Annotated in this window: 13 protein-coding genes; 2 read left to right on the top strand and 11 right to left on the bottom strand. The window is 59.6% G+C overall.

The features are described from left to right. Positions 1–28: 28 nt before the first annotated feature. The 6 genes from DHV10_RS20205 to ygfZ all read right to left on the bottom strand — a co-directional run bounded on the left by DHV10_RS20205 (position 29) and on the right by ygfZ (position 6,014). Positions 29–1,264 (bottom strand): cation:proton antiporter, encoded by a 1,236-nt coding sequence (locus DHV10_RS20205; protein ID WP_109488187.1) that lies wholly within the window; start codon positions 1,262–1,264, stop codon positions 29–31. 176 nt (positions 1,265–1,440) lie between these two features. Continuing rightward, positions 1,441–2,427 (bottom strand): porphobilinogen synthase, encoded by a 987-nt coding sequence (gene hemB, locus DHV10_RS20200; protein WP_109488186.1) that lies wholly within the window; start codon positions 2,425–2,427, stop codon positions 1,441–1,443. A gap of 44 nt (positions 2,428–2,471) precedes the next feature. Continuing rightward, positions 2,472–3,443 carry a bifunctional riboflavin kinase/FAD synthetase gene (locus tag DHV10_RS20195; protein WP_239461952.1) on the bottom strand — a complete coding sequence of 324 codons (972 nt, stop codon included), beginning with the start codon at positions 3,441–3,443 and terminating at the stop codon, positions 2,472–2,474. Continuing rightward, positions 3,440–4,207, bottom strand: a complete 768-nt coding sequence (locus tag DHV10_RS20190; protein WP_239461951.1) for an MBL fold metallo-hydrolase — start codon at positions 4,205–4,207, stop codon at positions 3,440–3,442. The genes DHV10_RS20195 and DHV10_RS20190 overlap by 4 nt, the downstream gene beginning before the upstream one ends. 44 nt (positions 4,208–4,251) lie before the next feature. Next, positions 4,252–4,875, bottom strand: a complete 624-nt coding sequence (locus tag DHV10_RS20185) for a DUF1844 domain-containing protein (RefSeq protein ID WP_109488184.1) — start codon at positions 4,873–4,875, stop codon at positions 4,252–4,254. Positions 4,876–4,922: 47 nt separating this feature from the next. Then, positions 4,923–6,014 (bottom strand): CAF17-like 4Fe-4S cluster assembly/insertion protein YgfZ, encoded by a 1,092-nt coding sequence (ygfZ, locus tag DHV10_RS20180; RefSeq protein WP_109488183.1) that lies wholly within the window; start codon positions 6,012–6,014, stop codon positions 4,923–4,925. Between the two features lie 131 nt (positions 6,015–6,145). On the opposite strand from ygfZ, the gene DHV10_RS20175 reads away from it, so the two are divergent. Further along, positions 6,146–7,810 carry a hypothetical protein gene (locus tag DHV10_RS20175; RefSeq protein WP_109488182.1) on the top strand — a complete coding sequence of 555 codons (1,665 nt, stop codon included), beginning with the start codon at positions 6,146–6,148 and terminating at the stop codon, positions 7,808–7,810. 95 nt (positions 7,811–7,905) lie between these two features. After that, positions 7,906–8,835: a chitobiase/beta-hexosaminidase C-terminal domain-containing protein gene (locus DHV10_RS20170; RefSeq protein ID WP_109488181.1), complete on the top strand. Its 930-nt coding sequence runs from the start codon at positions 7,906–7,908 to the stop codon at positions 8,833–8,835. 88 nt (positions 8,836–8,923) lie between these two features. Here the strand turns inward: DHV10_RS20170 and DHV10_RS20165 are convergent, their stop codons facing one another. The 5 genes from DHV10_RS20165 to DHV10_RS20145 all read right to left on the bottom strand — a co-directional run bounded on the left by DHV10_RS20165 (position 8,924) and on the right by DHV10_RS20145 (position 17,036). After that, positions 8,924–9,994: an AI-2E family transporter gene (locus DHV10_RS20165; protein WP_239461950.1), complete on the bottom strand. Its 1,071-nt coding sequence runs from the start codon at positions 9,992–9,994 to the stop codon at positions 8,924–8,926. Between the two features lie 60 nt (positions 9,995–10,054). Further along, entirely contained in the window at positions 10,055–10,825 is a 771-nt protein-coding gene (locus DHV10_RS20160) for a TIGR00266 family protein (protein WP_109488180.1), read from the bottom strand. A gap of 92 nt (positions 10,826–10,917) precedes the next feature. Further along, positions 10,918–12,273, bottom strand: coding sequence for an aminotransferase family protein (locus tag DHV10_RS20155; RefSeq protein WP_109488179.1), 1,356 nt, complete (start codon positions 12,271–12,273; stop codon positions 10,918–10,920). Positions 12,274–12,454: 181 nt separating this feature from the next. Further along, on the bottom strand, positions 12,455–14,374 hold the full coding sequence (locus DHV10_RS20150) for a CocE/NonD family hydrolase (RefSeq protein WP_109488178.1): 1,920 nt from the start codon (positions 14,372–14,374) through the stop codon (positions 12,455–12,457). A gap of 196 nt (positions 14,375–14,570) precedes the next feature. Then, entirely contained in the window at positions 14,571–17,036 is a 2,466-nt protein-coding gene (locus DHV10_RS20145; protein ID WP_109488177.1) for an ATP-dependent Clp protease ATP-binding subunit, read from the bottom strand. Positions 17,037–17,304 lie beyond the last annotated feature (268 nt).

Here is a 17,304-nt window from a genome sequence, read left to right as displayed (position 1 = left end):
GCAGTGGCGATGAAGATGAAATAAAGACTCAGGCGGCGAGCCGGCGGGTTTTGCGCGATCGGAGAATCCAATCCATAGAGCCGCCCTGAATGACGATGGAGAAGACGACCACGAGATAGGTCGCTCCGAGAATCCAACTACGGCCGAGGTTTTCCGGAACCGAGAGCGCGAGTGCGATGGAGAGTCCTCCGCGCAGTCCGCCCCATGTGAGGACGAACAGCGAACTCTTGTATTCGGGCTGGCACAGGCGGGCGATCAAGAGCAGGAAGGCAATCGCGCCGAAGCGGACCACATTCACTGCGCCGATTGCGGTGATGCCGGCGCGCAGAGCATTGGCATCGAGAGTGATGGCCATCGCTTCAAGACCGAGCAGCACGAAGAGCACACAATTTTGGATCTCGTCGATCACCTCCCAGAAGCGATCGATCTGCTCGTGTGCGATGCGATCTTCGGGCAGGCGTCGATTGAAATGGCGCAGCGCAATTCCGGCGACAACGGCCTCAAGCGGCGCGGAGAGGCTGAGTCTGTCGGCCAGCACGTATCCGCCGAAAGCCAGCGACACGGTGAACAGGATGTCGATCTTGTAGGAGTCGAGCATGCGCATGAAGCGCGAGGTGAGCCATGCGGCGATGGTACCGACAGCAACAGCGCCTCCTGCTTTGGCAATGAGCAGGCCGCCAACCGCCCAGGGCGTGGGAGCATTGCCGCGGGCAATCGCGAGCATCGTGAGGAACAGGACGGCCCCGATGCCATCGTTGAAAAGGGACTCCCCCGCAAGCTGGGCTTCGATTCGCCGCGACACGCCGACCCGGCGCAGCATTTCAAGAACAGCGATGGGATCGGTCGGTGAAATCAGCGCACCGAAGACGAAGCACTCCAACCACGAGAGGTGGCCCGCGGTCAGCCAGTGCATCAGAACTGCGACGAGAAGAAAACAGATGGTGGTGCCGGCAATCGAGAGTAACGATACCGTGAACTTCTCTTTGGCAAGATGCTCAAGATCGAGAAGAAACGCGCCAGCGAACAGCAAAAGGGGAAGCATGCCGTGCAGGATCAGCGTTTCGAAGTCGATCTGCTGCATCAGGTGCGCAGCCCAATCGTGGATGCCGGAAACACGCGAAGAGATAAGCATCAGGGTGGCCGAGACAAGCACGGTCAGCATCATGGTTCCGATGGTGATGGGCACACGCAGCCAGCGGGCACTCACGAGGCCGAATAGTGCGGCCGTAAGGAACAGCAGGCTGAGGATCTCGAGTGTGCTCATGCGCGTTCAGCCCGGTCAGGTACACAGCAGCAGGTTTTGACCGGTGATTTCATCGTACAGAAAAGGCAAGCTGCACGTTGAGAAATCGAGTGCTGGCGAAGCTCGGAAATGGAAGGCGCAAATAGGTTTTTGTCCCAGGTCTCAGGAGCGAGACCTGGGGCACCCAGCTTGATCTGCTACAGCAGCTTCGCGGCGTCTTTAGCGAAGTAGGTGACGATGAAGTCTGCGCCAGCGCGGCGGATGCCGACGAGGGACTCGAGCATGGTGCGGTCGCGTTCGAGCCAGCCCTTTTCGAATGCAGCGTGAAGCATTGAGTACTCCCCAGAAACCTGATAGGCCCCGATCGGGACGCCGAAGCGCTCGCGTGCGGCATGCACTACGTCGAGGTAGGGCATCGCAGGCTTCATGAGGATCATGTCCGCACCTTCCACCAGATCGAGCTCGATTTCGCGCATGGCTTCGCGCAGGTTCGCTCCATCCATCTGGTAGCTACGCCGATCGCCGAACTGCGGTGCGGAGTCCGCTGCTTCACGAAACGGTCCATAGAATGCTGAGGCAAATTTAGAGGCGTAGCTCAGAATGGGCGTGTTGGTGTTGTCGTCGGCGTCGAGTGCGCGGCGGATCGCGGCGACGCGACCGTCCATCATGTCACTGGGCGCAACGATGTCGGCTCCAGCGCGGGCAAGACTCGCAGCAGTTTTCGCGAGAAGCTCGAGGGACGGATCGTTGTCGATTTCGTAGGTGTCGCCTGACTGGAGAACGACACCGCAATGGCCATGGCTGGTGTACTCGCAGAGGCACACGTCGGCCATCAGGACGAGCTTCTTTGCCGCGGAGTTTTGCTTGAGAGCACGCAACGCGCGCTGCACGATGCCATTGTCGTCCCAGGCGCCGGTTGCCTTCTCGTCTTTGCTGTCTGGGAGACCGAACAGCAGAAGTCCGCCTATACCGAGTGAGGATGCTTCTTCTGCTTCGCGCACCGCCTGATCGATGGACAGATTGAAGACGCCGGGCATGGAGCTGATGGGGTTGCGTACACCCTCTCCGGGACAGATGAACAGCGGGTAGATCAGGTCGCCGGGATCCAGTGAGGTCTCACGAACCAGTGCGCGAAGCGATTCCGTGCGGCGCAGGCGGCGCAGGCGGATTTCAGGAAAAGGCATAAGGGAATTGTATGCCAGCAATGGATTGCAACCGGTGTGACGGATTACCTTGTGCGAGGCGCCGCAAGGCGGAAATAGCGCTGTGCGCGCGAGACGTCTTTGAGGATCTGCGCCTTCAGAGCGTCGGTGGAAGGCCACTTCATCTCGCCGCGCAAACGGAAGAGGAACTCGAGATAAAGAGGAGTGTCGTCGAACAGGTCCACGGGGTCGAAATTGAGGATATGCGTCTCGACCCCGAAGCCTATGTCTTCGAAGGTGGGACGATTCCCCACGTTCGTGACTGCCTGAAAGCAGCGATCGCCGATGGTCAAACGCGTCACGTAGACCCCGAAAGCGGGGAGCAGCCCGTCGTAGGGAGCAAGATTGACGGTAGGAACGAGCAGCTTTGTACCAACTCCGCGTCCCTTCGCCGGATTTGAATGTACGCCGAATACGCGGCCCAGCATCCAGCGGGCGCGCCGAACGTCGCCGGAAGCGATTGCGCTGCGCACCGCTGAGCTCGAGATTTGGAGATTATGCACGCTGACGGCGCCGTGCACGTGCACGTTGAATCCGAACTCTTCTCCAAATGCGCGAAGCTCTTCTACTCCGGCTTTCGCTCCGTGACCGAAACGAAAGTTCGCGCCTTCATGGATACCGCGTATTCCGAGGCGCCCTACGAGAATGTCGCGCACAAATTCGTGTCCGGTGACGCGGGAGAGCTCGGCATTGAAAGGCAGAACGAAGATGGCATCGACGCCGGTGCGAGCCATCAATTCGATACGCTGCGGCAGGAATGTGAGCAGCTTCGGCGCTTCTTTTGGGTAGAGCACCTGGGCCGGATGCGGATCGAAGGTGACCGCGATGGATCGCATTCGCCGTTCACGGGCTTCGGCTGCAGCCGCGCCTAGAATTTCCTGGTGCCCGCGATGCACGCCATCGAAGTTGCCGATGGCCGCGATGGACGGGCCGAAGTCGGACGGGATCTCAGATAAAGAGCGATAAACAGGGACGGTCGCAATCATCTGCTCTGTCATACGCATGCCGCTCCCAGTTCGATCGAGAAACTCAGTTGGTCGTAGGCAAGGCGGATATTTGGAGGCAGGTTTGTATTCGTCTCTTCATGACCGAGTTCGTGAGCGATGTGAGTGAGCCAGGCATGCTTTGCGCCAATGCGCTGTGCCCAACCGACGGCCTGCTCTACGGTGGCATGGCTGGGATGCGGCTTATGCCGCAACGCTGAGAGCACGACATGATCGAGGCCGCGAAGGAGCGCAAAGCTCTCCTCCGGTATATCGCTGACGTCGGTCAGGTAAGCGGTGCGTCCGAAACGGAAGCCGCAGATTTGCTGGTGACCGTGAAGGATAGGCACGCGGAGGAATTCGACGCCATAGGCACAGATCGAATCGTTGAGCGGCTCAATCTGAACGCGGGGGCGATTGGGATAAGTGGCGTCGGGGGAGAATGTGTAGTCGTAGACCCGACGGAGAGTCTCTTCAGTCTCGGCGGACGCGTAGAGCGGAATGCGGCCGCCTTCGCGCGCGACGGTGAAACTGATGGGGCGAAGGTCGTCGAGCCCAAAGATATGATCGGCGTGGCCGTGGGTGTAGAAGACGGCGTCAACGCGAGTAAGTTTGTTGCGCAGCGCCTGCTCCCGAAAGTCGGGGCCTGTGTCGATCAGGACCACTCGGTCGCGGCCGTCATGATGCCATTGCAGCAGGATGGATGGTCGCAACCTGCGGTCGCGGGGATCGGAAGAGGTGCAGACGGCGCAATCGCACCCCAGGGTCGGGACTCCCATGGAAGTCCCGGTGCCCAGAAATGTGAGCCGGCCCTGCATGGCGGCTAGTGCTTTTCCGGTTTAGGAGGCGGGGCCTGCATCCCTTGCAGAGAGATCATTTTGCTGAGTTCGAGGAAGGTCATGCGCAGTTCAAAGAGCACTGTCTCGAGCATGCGGGCCTCGACGTCGGTCAAATTGCCCTTAGTCTTTTCGTCGAGCACGCCGAGCAGGTCGATGCTCTGGCGGGCCCCGATGATATCCACGCGGGGACGCTGGCCTTCCGGCGTCGCAGCACCCATCTGCATGAGGGCTGAAAGATAGAGCTGCTGGACCAGGTGCTCGAATTTGATCGGAGGCTGCGCACCCATCGTGGGGTTCTGGGCGCGAAGAAGGTCTTCGACACGCTGTGCGGAAGCCTCATAGGCCGATTCCTGCTCGCGCATCTCCTCTTCGCTGGGCAGCGGGGGCATCTCGGCAGCCAGTTCGTCCTCTGGACCTAGCGAGGGTGGCTCTTGCTGCGGCGGCCTGGCCTCTTCCGGCTCAACCAGACGAGGTCCGGCGGATTTCTGCGCGGGTTCTGGGGCTGGCTTCGCTTGGGAAGACGTGTCGGGGGAGGAGGGGCCTTCCTGCTCCTCGTCCTTCTTCATCTTGCGGCGATCGATGACTTCGAATTTGGGTGTGTCGCTCATTATTCAAATACCGTCACTATCGATGATATAGGCCTGTGATGCGTCGATCACAATTCAGGTGGTTGGGCCAGGATTCTGCCAGTTGTCGGCATGTCCTTGCAGGCGAGGGGCTGATTTTTGGTTTCGGCTTCGCCACGAACCATGGCAAGCGCAAACCGGCGGGGGCCGAAAGAAAGCGGCAGCTCGGCTGCGCTGGTGATCTGGCCGACTGAGGCGCCGTCAAGGAGGAGTTCGGTGCCGGAAGCGGGAAGCGGGCCGTCGATTTCAAGTTGGCGGAGGTGACGGTGAACATTGCCGCGCGAGCGGATGCGCTCCACGATCTCCTGGCCGAGGTAGCAGCCCTTGTCGAAATGAAGGGCGCGCGTCTGCGAGGTTTCCTGAGGCAGATCGCGCTCGGCGATGTCGACGCCATAGGTTGGAATGCCTTCGGCAATGCGGAATGCATCGAGCGAGGCAGCACCCACCGGGGTTGCTCCTGCGGTGGAGAGCGCGCGCCACAGAAGTCCCAATCCCGCGATCGGAGTATGAATCTCAAAATGCTGGGCAAGAGTACCGAAGCTGCGGCGGATCGTGAGGTCGAATCCATTCCACTCGCTTCTGAGGGTTGTCATGGGCTCGGATGGAGCAGGCAGGCCCATGCGTGAGAGAACCTCAGTTGCCTTGGGACCTGTCAACCCCAACACAGTCTCGGCGGAGACGTCGTGCCCGACCAGCTCTACGTCATCCATGATGATGAAGTGGTCAAAGTGCGCCATCAACTTGTCGTACTGGTCCGCGGCAATCTCGAGCTCGAGCGAGTCACCGTCGCGCCACACAGTCAGATCTCCCTGAATGCGACCCTGCGCATTGAGGACGAGATTCCAGGCGCCGCCGTTTTCCGGGATATCCTTGACCGTATTCGTGACCATGCCGCTCAACCAGCGGGTGCTATCTTCACCCCGGACAGTGACCCGCCGCATCCAACCGAGATCGTGAGCTGCGGCTCCTTTGGCCAAAGCCGCTGTTTCGAGAGCTGGAGCGTCCAATTGCTGAGGAGTTATGAATCCCCGAAACTCCATCAGTTGAGGCTTGTTGGAGCCGGTGGTGAGTTGAGCAGCGAGGGGAGTGAGAATCGTGGAAACAGCGAGATGATCGGTCATAGGGGAGCTACTAAACCGTCTGGCGCAGTTCTCGATCACATCGACGTACGCCCGGACGCATCCTGATTATAGCCTTGAGATCAGATGCAGATTGCCGCTGGCTGGCGATGCCCGTGTTTTGAGGAGTATAGATGAGCAAGTGGTTTTTAATGAATAATCTACGCAAGGGTATCGTCGTGCAGATTGCGGGGGTGGTGCTGCTGCTGGGGCAGCAGGCTGCGCATGGGCAATCGCAGCAGGATTCGCCCGCCGCTGGGAGGCCATCAACTCCCGATCAGGCCAAGCCGGGATCGCCGGTGAAACCGGAGACGCACATCACACCCGAGGAGGCGAAGCAGCTCTTCGGGCTCGTGGATGAGCTCATCAAGTTTTCTTCGCAGGAGACGGGCCTGCCAATCAAGAGCCAAGTGAAGCGGCAGCTCACAACTCGGACCGCGGTCGAGAAGTACCTGAAGGAGAAATTTGAAGACGACGAAGACTCGAAACGGATGCAGCGCAGTGAGATTGTGCTGAAGAAGTTTGGTCTTCTAGATCGCGATTTCGATCTGAAGCCGTTTCTGCTGGAGCTGTTGAAGGAGCAGATTGCCGCGTACTATGACCCGAAGGAAAAGACTGTCAACCTTCTGGACTGGGTGTCCGTCGACGATCAGAAGTCTGTTCTTGCCCACGAGCTCACGCACGCTCTGCAGGATCAGCACGTGAATCTAGACAAGTGGAGCGACCAGACACCGCCTGATGTGTCCCACACGGCCGCTGAAGACAGACAGCACCTGGCGAAGGATGAGATCGACACCGCGCGCGACGCTGTCACGGAAGGCCAGGCGACAGCGGTGATGATGGACAACATTTTGAAGCCGATGGGAAAGAGCCTGGTTGGCGATCCAGAAGTTGTGGAGATCATCAAGCAGAAGATGAACGGCTCAGAGGATTCGCCCGTATTGGCGCGGGCTCCGCTGCTACTGTCGGAGTCGCTTCTGTTTCCTTACCGGGAGGGGTTGAGCTTTGAGCAGGACGTGTGGATGGACCGCGGTCAGGGCGCTGCATTCACGGGCGCTCTGGATCGGCCTCCGTCGTCGACATGGGAGATTATGAATCCACGCGAGTATGAGCGCGGACGCGCGCCCTCTGTTCCTTATCTACCGGATATCCATCCGCTTCTGGATTCGGCATATCGGCCGTACGACATCGGCCAGGTGGGCGAACTGGACGTGCAGATTCTCGCCAATCTGTTTGGCGGTGAAAAAGCAGCGCGAAACTTGACTCCGGCATGGGATGGGGGAGTCTACTGGGCCGGGCAAAAGCTTAGCGCTACTCCAGCGGAGCAGGCCACGACGAAATCGATCACCTTCTTTTACCTCTCGGCGTGGAAGAACGAGAGCTCTGCCCAGTCGTTTGCGGACCTTTACGCTGAGGAACTGGGTCGCAAGTACTCTGGAGTGAAGCGCGACGCAGCGGCAGAGAAGGATGCGGAGGCTCCCGCTGACGTGACGGAAAAGGTCTGGACCACCGATGAGGGCCCGGCCGTGATCACGCAGAAGGGGAAGCTGGTATTCGTGGCGGAAAGCTTCGATCTGCCGGTGGCCCGGAAGCTCGCGACGCTGATTCTGGAGTCGCAGGCAAACGGCCCTCTCCAGAACGCCTCGGTCGAGCCTTCGGTCGGGTTTCGACCTGTCGACGACGACGGTTCGCGTCCAGGGAGTCTCTCGGGGCCGCTGGTCCGGTTCATGTCGAACTGCGGGGTTGCAAAGGCCGTTGTCGACGGCGCCCGGCAAAGCACCCGGAGGATGACTCACTAGCTCTGACGGTAACTTGCAGATGGCAATTTGTGCTTGCCTTGGCCAGGCGAATTCTGCTGTTCTGAGAGAGAACAATCCCCCAGCGGAGGGTGCCCATGAAAGCCACACCTCTCTTCGTCTCTTGTGCCCTCGCGCTTGCACGCACGGCCGCAGGCCAGGCCTTCGGTGAGTCGATCCAGTTGAGTCAGCCCGCGCTGCACAGTACGGGAGCGGCCACTGCCGTTCCAACTTCGCCGCTGTCACGATCAGGGTTGCCGCAGCAAGGCGGGGTGCTGGTTGTGAACGATGCGTACCGTGGGCAGGCAGATTGCCATTGCGCCAAGCCGCCCGTGTTTCTGCCCAGCCCTAAAGACGTTCTTCCCGGCACGGTCGTGATTCTCACGAGCCCTAATCCGAATGCGGTGATCTATTACACGGCGGACGGATGGACGCCCACTGAGTCCTCGAGCAAATATGAGACGCCGATCCCGATTCTGGGAAGCACGCGCATCCAAGCGTTTGCCGTGGAGCCGGGGAAGGCGCCAAGCCCGATCGTGGCCGGGAACTACACACTCAGCGGCGCCCCTACACCGCTTCCGACGGATGAAGCAATCAGCGGTTCGACCGTGCCGAAGGGAACGCAGATTCGGCTGCAGACCGGGAATCGACTCTCTTCAGAGACGGCAAACGTCGGAGACCACTTCTACGTGCTGCTCGACCAGAACATCATTGTGAACGGCAAAATGATCGCGCATCGCGGGATGTCTGTGGATGCGATTGTGACTGCGGTGAAGCAGGCCGGACAGAATGGCCGATCGGGGATGATCGTATTCAGGCTGGCGGGACTTTCTGCAAACGGAGTGCGGATCCCTCTTGATGGGATCTACACGCTGGTCGCACCGGACATCGGAGCCGAGATCAATCACATCGCGGATACAAGCTTTGTGCATGTGGCCGGACCGCTGCCGCCGGGCAATCAGGCGAAGATCGAGCCGGGCATGATGCTCACGGCATCGGTGGCAAGCGATGTGGCTGTAAGCCAGTAGAGAAAGACACGCACAGAAATAGAAGAGGCGGGCCCGTAGAACCGGACCCGCCTCGTTGTTCTGACGAACCCTCTTGTTGGAAATCCGTCTAGCCCGTCTCGGCTTTCGCGGAGATGGTTTCTGTTTCCTCGTCGACTGTCTTTTGAATGAGGTATTCGTCAATCAGGACGGAGACCAAGACGGCGGTGGGCACGGAGACGATGGCGCCGAGCACGCCTCCCAGTTCCGAGCCGATAAGCAGTGCCACCAGGATGGAAATGCCGGGAAGGCCTACGCGGGTTCCCATGATGCGCGGGATCAGAAACGAATTCTCTACCTGTACCCAGATTACGTAGAAGATGGCGACTCCGATGACGCGGCCCCATGAATCGACGGCGGCGACCAGCAACGCAACGGCGATACTGATGGCAGAGCCTACGACCGGGATGATGTTCAGAAGTCCGGTGAAAACGCCAAGGGCGTAGGCGTAGCGCACGTGGAGGCTGGCATAAACTGCGGTGCTGGCGATGCCCAGGATGAGCATGAGACTTCCCTGCCCCAACAGCCACTGTCCCATGCGAATGTCGGAGCGCTGGAGCGCCGCATCGAGCCGGGCCCGCCTACCGGGCGGGAAGAATGAGAGAAACCACCGATAGGCGATGTCGCCCTCAAGGATGAAGTAGACGGTGAGGATGACGCCCATGGCGATGCTGAAGATGGCGCCTGCCCAGTTCTTGATGGAGAGCAGGAGATACGTCGCCGCATTGCTGACGAAGTCCTGCACTTTTTCATTGACGGCATCGGTGTTGACCTGGTCGGCGAACGGGACGCTCTTCAGCTTCTCGAGAAAGACGGGGAGCCGCTGCGGCATTTCCTTCCCCGCCTCGTTGAGATCGCGGATCACCGGCGGGAAGGCCAGAAATCCGAACGCGGTGAGCGCTCCGACCACCAGGAGCATGAGGATGAGAATTGCCTTGCCTCTGAATGGCCGTCGATTCCCGATGCGAAACCGCGAGGTTGCACGAACGATCGGCGTGAGGACGACGGCAGCGAGAGCGCTTACGAAGAGTAGAAGCAGTACGTGGCGCAGCATCCAGGCCAGGTAACACAGGACGCCCAGCGCGAATACGAACAGGATGTCGCCGCGTAGGTCGCGTCTCGTGCCTTCAGTCTCTGTCACGTATGAACCCTTCCCGTACCTGGGTGCATGTTTCTGTTGGTCGGATCATCACCTGGATCGCTACTGGTCGTTGCCGAACATTGAACCGAGGACTCCTCCGAGGATGGCACCTCCTGCGGCAGCAGGACCCACCTGACGTCCTTCCACATGCGGGAGGTACTCGCTGATCTGATGAGCGAGGCGCGAAATGGGCAGCGTTTGCAGCCATACAGTTCCCGGACCGGTGAGGACGCCGAGGAAGATTCCATCGCCGCCGAAAATCATGTTTTTGATGCCGGGGACGGTCGTGATCTGGAACCCGACGGAAGCCTGGAAGGCGCCGACGTGGCCTGGATGGACCAGGAGCGTTTCGCCGGGTGCCAGGTTCTTCATGATCAGTTCGCCGGAGAGTTCGAGCCATGCCATGCCGTAACCCGCGATGCGCTGGAGCAGGAATCCGCTGCCGCCGAAGATGCCGGCGCCGAGCGACTGCTGGAATCCCACGCTGATGGTGACCTGCGGTGTAGCGCAGAGGAATCCGTGGCGGTGAACCAGATACTCCTGACCGGGCGCGACCTGCACTGGAACGATGTGGCCGGGTACCTTCGTGGCGAACGAAACCTCGCCCGGATACTGCACGGCACGGTATTCGGTCATGAAGATGCTGCCCCCGCCGGCGACGCGCTTGAGTACGCCAAAGAGGCCTCCACCTCCGCCCATCTGGGTGTGGGTGGTCATCTGGATGGATGCGGTCATCCATGAGAGTTCGCCACTCTCTGAGAAGATGCTCTCGTTGGGGTCAAGCTGCACGTCGAGAACGGGCATGGTGGTGCCCTGGATCCGGGTCTGCATGAGGTCTCCTGTCGTGGACAGTGTATCTGCTCGGGGTTGAAATGAAGCGGCGGCCGTGATCTGGTTGGAGTACCCGAAGCGGCTAGAGCCCACTAATCAACGAGTTCGTCGGCGATGCCGAGATGACGATCGAGGGCTGCGATGCCGAAGTCGATCTCCTCTTTCGTAACGATCAGCGGTGGGGCGATAACGAAGTGACTGATCCAAGATTGCTGGGCTACGCCATCGGCCATCATCTTCGCTGCGATCTGATCCACGATCATCGGCTTGCCTTCGACTTTGTCCCTCATCGTGTTGAAGGGCTGCTTTGTCGTGCGGTTCTTCACGAGATCGACGGCAAAGAAGAGGCCGATGCCGCGCACGTCTCCGATGGACGGGTGCCTCTCTTTGAGGGCTTGCAGTTTTTGGCTGACATATGGCTCCAGTTCGGCGGCTCGCTCGACGAGTTTGAGCCGCTGCATCTCTTCGATTGTCGCTGCCGCAGGACCGAGCGTGATGGGGTGCGCCTCATAGGTGTGTCCGTGGGAGAAGTAGCGGTCTTCAAAGTGATCGGCGAGCTTCTTCGTGGTCGCGCAGAGACCTAGAGGAACGTAGGCGGAAGTGATTCCTTTCGCAGTGACGAGAATGTCCGGCTTCACGTTCCAGTGGTCGACCGCGAACCACTTTCCCGTGCGGCCCCATCCGGTCATTACTTCGTCGGCGATCATCAGAACTTCGTGGCGATCGCATATTTCGCGCAGCCGGGGAAAGTACTCCGGAGGAGGAATGAGCACGCCATTGGTGCCTACGATGGGCTCGAGGATGATGGCAGCGACGTCGCTTTCGTTCTCGATCATGTGCTCGATGTAGTCGACGCAGGCCACGTTACAGCCGGGATAGGTGTGCTTGATGGGGCACTTGTAGCAATTCGTTTCTGGCGCGAAGACGACGTGCTGGCCTTTGCCGGCGGGCTCCATGGCCCAGCGGCGCGGATCTCCGGTGGCGGCAATGGAACCCATCGTTGAGCCGTGGTAAGAACGGTAGCGCGAGATGATCTTGCTCTTTCCCGTGACCATGCGGGCGATCTTGAAGGCGGCCTCGTTGGCTTCGGTGCCGCTGGTGGCAAAGAAGAACTTTTCAAGGCCCGCGGGTAGGACCTCCAGGAGTTTGGCGCTGAGGCGGGCGCGTGCTTCGGTGGCGTAAGCCGGTCCCATGAAGGCGAGATCGCGCGCTTGCTGCGCGATTGATTCAACGACAGCCTTGTTTTTGTGGCCGAGGTTGACGCACATGAGTTGCGAACTGAAATCGAGATAGCGCTTTCCTGCGCCGTCGGTGATCCAGCAGCCCTCAGCGTCGGCGATGTAGAGCGGCTTCCAGGTCTTTTGGACGCGCCAGGTTCCGTAGTTGGTTTCCCGCGTGAAGCTGCTTATCTCGTCGGGCGTGAACGGAGGACGAAGGGGTTCGGTCATACCGCACCTCGCGGAAAGTATGGCTCAATGCTATGGCTTTCGATAGCTTCGAGCTACCAGCTCCCAAGTCGCTGACTGATGGCCATCAATTACTGCGCTGAATTCATGCGCTTTCAATCCCAGGTCTCAGGATCGAGACCTGGGGCACCCGAAGTCCGTGATTGGTTATCGGTATTACTGTTTACTGTGCATCTGAAGGAACGACGGAGAGGCTGATGTAGCTTGCATGGTCAGGTGTGTGCCAGATGCGTTGCGTGGCTTTCTGATAGTCCTGCGGCTGGGCGGTGAGAATGTTCGGCACGAACTTCTGCGGGTTGCGATCATAGAGCGGGAAGAGCGTCGATTGCACCTGAATCATGATGCGGTGGCCGGGCAGGAAGGTGTGGTTGACCAGCGGCAGCGCGAATACGAATGGCAGCGGCGCGTTGGCCTCCAGTGCTTCGGGGTGCTCGAAGCTGGTGCGGTAGCGTCCGCGGAAGATGTCAGTTGCGATGGGCAGTTCATAGCCGCTCATCTGCTGTGTGGGTTCGACGACGCTTTCGGGCTGAACATCAATGATCTTCACGACCCAGTCGGAGTCGGTGCCTGACGTCGAAGCTACAAGGTGCACCATGGGCTCACCGGACAATTTGATCGACTTTTCCAGCGGATCGGAAACATAGGTGACGACGTCGGGACGGCCGTCGACAAAGCGCTGATCCGTAACGAGCCACGTGCGCCAGTTGGCCTGGGTGACAGGGCGCGGCAGATACGGCACTGGGTTTGCGGGATCCGAGACATACTCTGTGTACTTCTCTTCCGAACCGGTGGGCGGCTTGAGAGAAAGCTTGCCGCCTGCTTGGAGATAGAGCGGCTTCGACAGCGTAGGGCATCCCTTCTCGCAAGACTGCGGGAACGTAGAGTAGGTGTCCCATCTGTCCAGGCCTGTGTCGTAGATGAGCGCATTGGGCGTTTCGGCTTTCGGTGAGCCGGGCTTGAGGTATTGATTAAAGAACGGCAGCAGAATCTTTTCGCGCCACCAGGCCGTTGTGTCCGTGCCCCACACGAGCGGGCCTAGATTGCGGCCCGGCCGATTGACCTGGCTATGGAACCACGGGCCCATCACGATATGGTTCATCGCATCGGGTGTGCCTGCGGACTTGAGCGCGCGATAGCTGTGGTTGGCGCCCCACATGTCTTCCTGGTCCCACAGACCCTGCTCCCACATGGTTGGGACTGAGAGCGGCTGCTTGACGATGAGCTTGTCGAGAGCCTGGCTCTGCCAGAAGCCGTCGTACGCGGGATGCTCGACGGTGACCTTCCAGAAAGGAAGCTGATCGGCGCCGAGTTTGTGCGCGAATGCTGCTGCAGACCCCGCATTGAGCAGTCCGGTGTACTCGTCGTAGTTGGGATGCGGCACGTCAAAGCCGCCGGCGCGCTTCGTCGTCTGCCCCAGCATGTAGTCAATGTTGGGAATGCGATATGCGCCGTAATGGAACCAGTCATCACCCATCCAGCCATCGACCATCGGGCTCTCCGGCGCGGCTACCTTCAGCGCGGGATGCGGATGGAGCAGGGCCATCACCACAGTGAAGCCCTCGTAACTGGAGCCGATCATGCCGACGCGGCCGTTCGACTCGGGAACGTTCTTGACGAGCCAATCGATGCAATCGTATCCGTCAGTGGTATCGTCGGCGCCGCCAGGATTGTAGCCGGAGTTCACCGGAGGAGGCGTCATGATGTACGGGCCTTCGGAGCCCCACTTTCCGCGCACGTCCTGGTAGACAATGATGTAGCCGGCTTTGACGAAGACCTCGTCCGCGAGTGGAAGAGCCTCGATCATGCGCGGGCTTTCCGAACGCTCGGCGCGCTTCGCCGCGTTGTAGGGGGTACGATCAAGCAGGATGGGCGCGTCCTTTGCGCCCTTCGGAATAACGATGACCGTGTAAAGCTTGACTCCGTCGCGCATGGGCATCATGACTACGCGCTTCTCGAAGTCGGTTGGCTGTGCGGGAGCCTTGAAGTTCGGATCCAGATCGTCAGGCGGGAGATTGTTTTGCTGAGCGGACGCGGCGATGGACAACAGAGCGAGAACGGCTAGGGCAAAGGGGATTTTTCTCATGGCCTCTCTTGGGCTGATCCAGGTGGAATGAAAAGAACCCTGGATGGCACAAGAGTACAACATCGATGCGGATGAGCCGTGTCGCGCGGAGCGTTCGGTTTCCGCAAGCGAGGTCTCGCTGCGCTAAGCACCAAGTGGAGAACAAAAGAAAGCCCCGGCAAAACTGCCGGGGCTTGATTGGAAACAGTTGATCTCGCTATGCGCTGTAGAGCAGGATGCCAGCGGCTTTCTCTTCGCTGCCACCTTCTTCAGAGCTGACGGGGCGATAGAAGAGCTGGTTGTTTTCGAGGTAGACCTCGAGGAAGGCGGGACGCTGCGGAATGCCACCCGCAATGAGCGCCTCCGACAGAGGATCTTCCACGTACCGTTGCAGAGCGCGACGCAACGGACGAGCACCGTAGCTGCGATCTCCGAGAGTCTTGTCGAGGATCCACTTCTTTGCTTCCTCGGTGACAGAGATGGTGATCGACTTCTGCGCCAGGTTGGAGTTGAGCTGCTGCACGAGCAGTTCGACGATCTGGATGAGGTCGGCATCTGAAAGCGACTGGAAGAGGATCACTTCGTCGAGGCGGTTGAGGAACTCGGGATTGAAGGTCTTCTTGACCTCATTCTTGACGAGCTCTTCCACCTTCTCGGTGACGAGATCTTCGCGATCGCTGGCGAAGCCGAGGCCCTGCTTTTTCTGCAGGTGCCGCGCGCCGATGTTCGACGTCATGATGATGATGGTGTTCTTGAAGTCGACCGTGTTGCCGAGTCCATCGGTCAACTGGCCGTCCTCAAACACCTGCAGCAGGATGTTGAACACATCGGGGTGCGCCTTCTCGATTTCGTCGAGCAGGACCACGGAGTACGGCGAACGCTTGACCCGTTCGGTCAACTGGCCACCCTCTTCGTAGCCCACGTATCCCGGAGGCGAACCGATCAACTTCGAGACCGAGTGCTTTTCCATGAACTCCGACATGTCGAAGCGGATAAGCGCCTTGTCTGAGCCGAAGAGGAATTGCGCCAGAGTGCGCGCCATTTCCGTCTTGCCGACGCCTGTGGGTCCGAGGAAGAGGAAGCTGCCGATCGGGCGGTGCGGCGACTTGAGGCCTGCACGCGAACGCCGGATTGCACGGGCGAGGGCAGAGATCGCCTTCTCCTGCGAGATAATGCGGCGGTGGAGCTCTTCTTCCACACGTAGCAGCTTTTGCGTCTCTTCTTCCTTGATGCTGGTGACGGGGACGCCGGTCCAGCGGCTCACGACATCCTCGATGTCTTCGCGGCCGACAATGCCGGCGGCGGAGTCATCGAGGTGGTATTTGTCGCGAAGAGCGCGTAGGTTTTCGCGCTCCTTCCGCTCCTCATCGGAGTAGAATCGGGCCTTCTCGAACTCGTGATTCGCAATCGCCGAGTCCATGCGGTGGACGATGAACTTGATCCGCTTCTGGACCTCGGTGATCTCCTCAGGCAGCGAGGTCTGGCGCAGCTTGACACGGGCGCCGGCTTCGTCAATGAGGTCGATGGCCTTGTCGGGCAGGAAGCGATCAGGTATATAGCGGTTGGAATGCGACACGGCAAACTCGATGGCCGCATCGGTATAGCTGACCGCGTGGAATTTTTCGTACCGGTCCTTGATGCCGTTGATGATCTTGACCGCATCGGATTCGCTCGGAGGCGGAACCTTGACTGCCTGGAAACGGCGCTCAAGTGACCGGTCCTTCTCAATCGATTTGCGGTATTCGCCCGGCGTGGTTGCACCAATGCACTGGATTTCGCCGCGCGAGAGAGCCGGCTTGAGGATGTTGGCAGCGTCGAGGGACCCCTCGGCGGAGCCGGCACCCACCAGCGTATGAAGCTCGTCGATGAAGATGATGGAGTTCTGATTCTCCATCAGTTCCTTCATGATGGTTTTCAGGCGCTCTTCGAACTGGCCGCGGTATTTGGTTCCAGCGACGATGAGCGACAGGTCGAGGGCGAGCACCCGTTTATCAGCGAGGAAGCTGGGCACTTCGCCGTCGGCGATGCGCTGAGCGAGGCCTTCGACGATGGCTGTCTTGCCGACGCCTGGTTCGCCGATCAGCACCGGATTGTTCTTGGTGCGGCGGCACAGAATCTGAATCACCCGTTCCAGTTCTCCGTCGCGCCCAACAAGCGGATCAAGCTGACCGTCCATTGCGGCCTGCGTGAGATCGCGGCTGAACTCGGCCAGAAGGCTGGACTCCCGCTGGCGCTGCTGCGCCGGAGCCTTCTCCTGCGTGACGCGGGCCAGCTCGTCGCGAATCTGGGCGAGTTTAAGGCCGCGCTCCTGAAGGATCTCTGAGGCGAAGCACTTCTCTTCGCGCAACAGACCCAACAGCAGGTGCTCTGTTCCGATGTGTTTGTGGCCCAGGCGCTCGGCTTCTTCTGCCGCATACGCCAGAACGCGCTTGCACTCATTCGAGAGCGGCAGGTCGACCGAGGTCGAGACCTTCTCGCGAATGGTCGTATGCGCTTCAATCTGCTTGCGAATCGACTCTACCGAGGCATGCGAACGCAAAAAGCGATTGGTTAAAGCCTTGTCCTCGCGCAACAGGCCAAGCAGCAAGTGCTCGGTTTCGATATAAGGCGACCCGAACTGGCTGGCCTCATATCGCGCGAAGAAGATCACGCGTCGTGCCTTCTCCGTATAGCGTTCGAACATTTTGTTCTCCTCTTACTTCAGGCTTGGGAACGAGATAGTCGTCCGATTGTGCGTCGGCCTCAACTTCTCTGTCCGTGCCCTTCTTTAAACTACGCCGCCGGAAGCCTCTGGAAAGTCTTCAATAACTGCGCCCCGAACAGCTCTTTTGGATGGACCGGAGTTCGAAATCCTGATCCGGCCGCCCCGGAATTTCTCGTCCGAAAGCACCCCACCCACCGCTCGCGAGACCGGTATTGCGACCGGACCCACATATCCATCAGACTCAAAA

The organism is Occallatibacter savannae (assembly GCF_003131205.1).
GTDB classification, from domain to species: domain Bacteria; phylum Acidobacteriota; class Terriglobia; order Terriglobales; family Acidobacteriaceae; genus Telmatobacter; species Telmatobacter savannae.
This window is presented reverse-complemented; position numbering and strand designations above follow the sequence as displayed.

What these genes read in the sequence shown, in the direction of transcription:
- DHV10_RS20205 (WP_109488187.1), bottom strand. Translation starts at nt 1,264, where the DNA reads ATGAGCACACTCGAGATCCTCAGCCTGCTGTTCCTTACGGCCGCACTA.
- hemB (WP_109488186.1), bottom strand. Translation starts at nt 2,427, where the DNA reads ATGCCTTTTCCTGAAATCCGCCTGCGCCGCCTGCGCCGCACGGAATCG.
- DHV10_RS20195 (WP_239461952.1), bottom strand. Translation starts at nt 3,443, where the DNA reads ATGACAGAGCAGATGATTGCGACCGTCCCTGTTTATCGCTCTTTATCT.
- DHV10_RS20190 (WP_239461951.1), bottom strand. Translation starts at nt 4,207, where the DNA reads ATGGGAGTCCCGACCCTGGGGTGCGATTGCGCCGTCTGCACCTCTTCC.
- DHV10_RS20185 (WP_109488184.1), bottom strand. Translation starts at nt 4,875, where the DNA reads ATGAGCGACACACCCAAATTCGAAGTCATCGATCGCCGCAAGATGAAG.
- ygfZ (WP_109488183.1), bottom strand. Translation starts at nt 6,014, where the DNA reads ATGACCGATCATCTCGCTGTTTCCACGATTCTCACTCCCCTCGCTGCT.
- DHV10_RS20175 (WP_109488182.1), top strand. Translation starts at nt 6,146, where the DNA reads ATGAGCAAGTGGTTTTTAATGAATAATCTACGCAAGGGTATCGTCGTG.
- DHV10_RS20170 (WP_109488181.1), top strand. Translation starts at nt 7,906, where the DNA reads ATGAAAGCCACACCTCTCTTCGTCTCTTGTGCCCTCGCGCTTGCACGC.
- DHV10_RS20160 (WP_109488180.1), bottom strand. Translation starts at nt 10,825, where the DNA reads ATGCAGACCCGGATCCAGGGCACCACCATGCCCGTTCTCGACGTGCAG.
- DHV10_RS20155 (WP_109488179.1), bottom strand. Translation starts at nt 12,273, where the DNA reads ATGACCGAACCCCTTCGTCCTCCGTTCACGCCCGACGAGATAAGCAGC.
- DHV10_RS20150 (WP_109488178.1), bottom strand. Translation starts at nt 14,374, where the DNA reads ATGAGAAAAATCCCCTTTGCCCTAGCCGTTCTCGCTCTGTTGTCCATC.
- DHV10_RS20145 (WP_109488177.1), bottom strand. Translation starts at nt 17,036, where the DNA reads ATGTTCGAACGCTATACGGAGAAGGCACGACGCGTGATCTTCTTCGCG.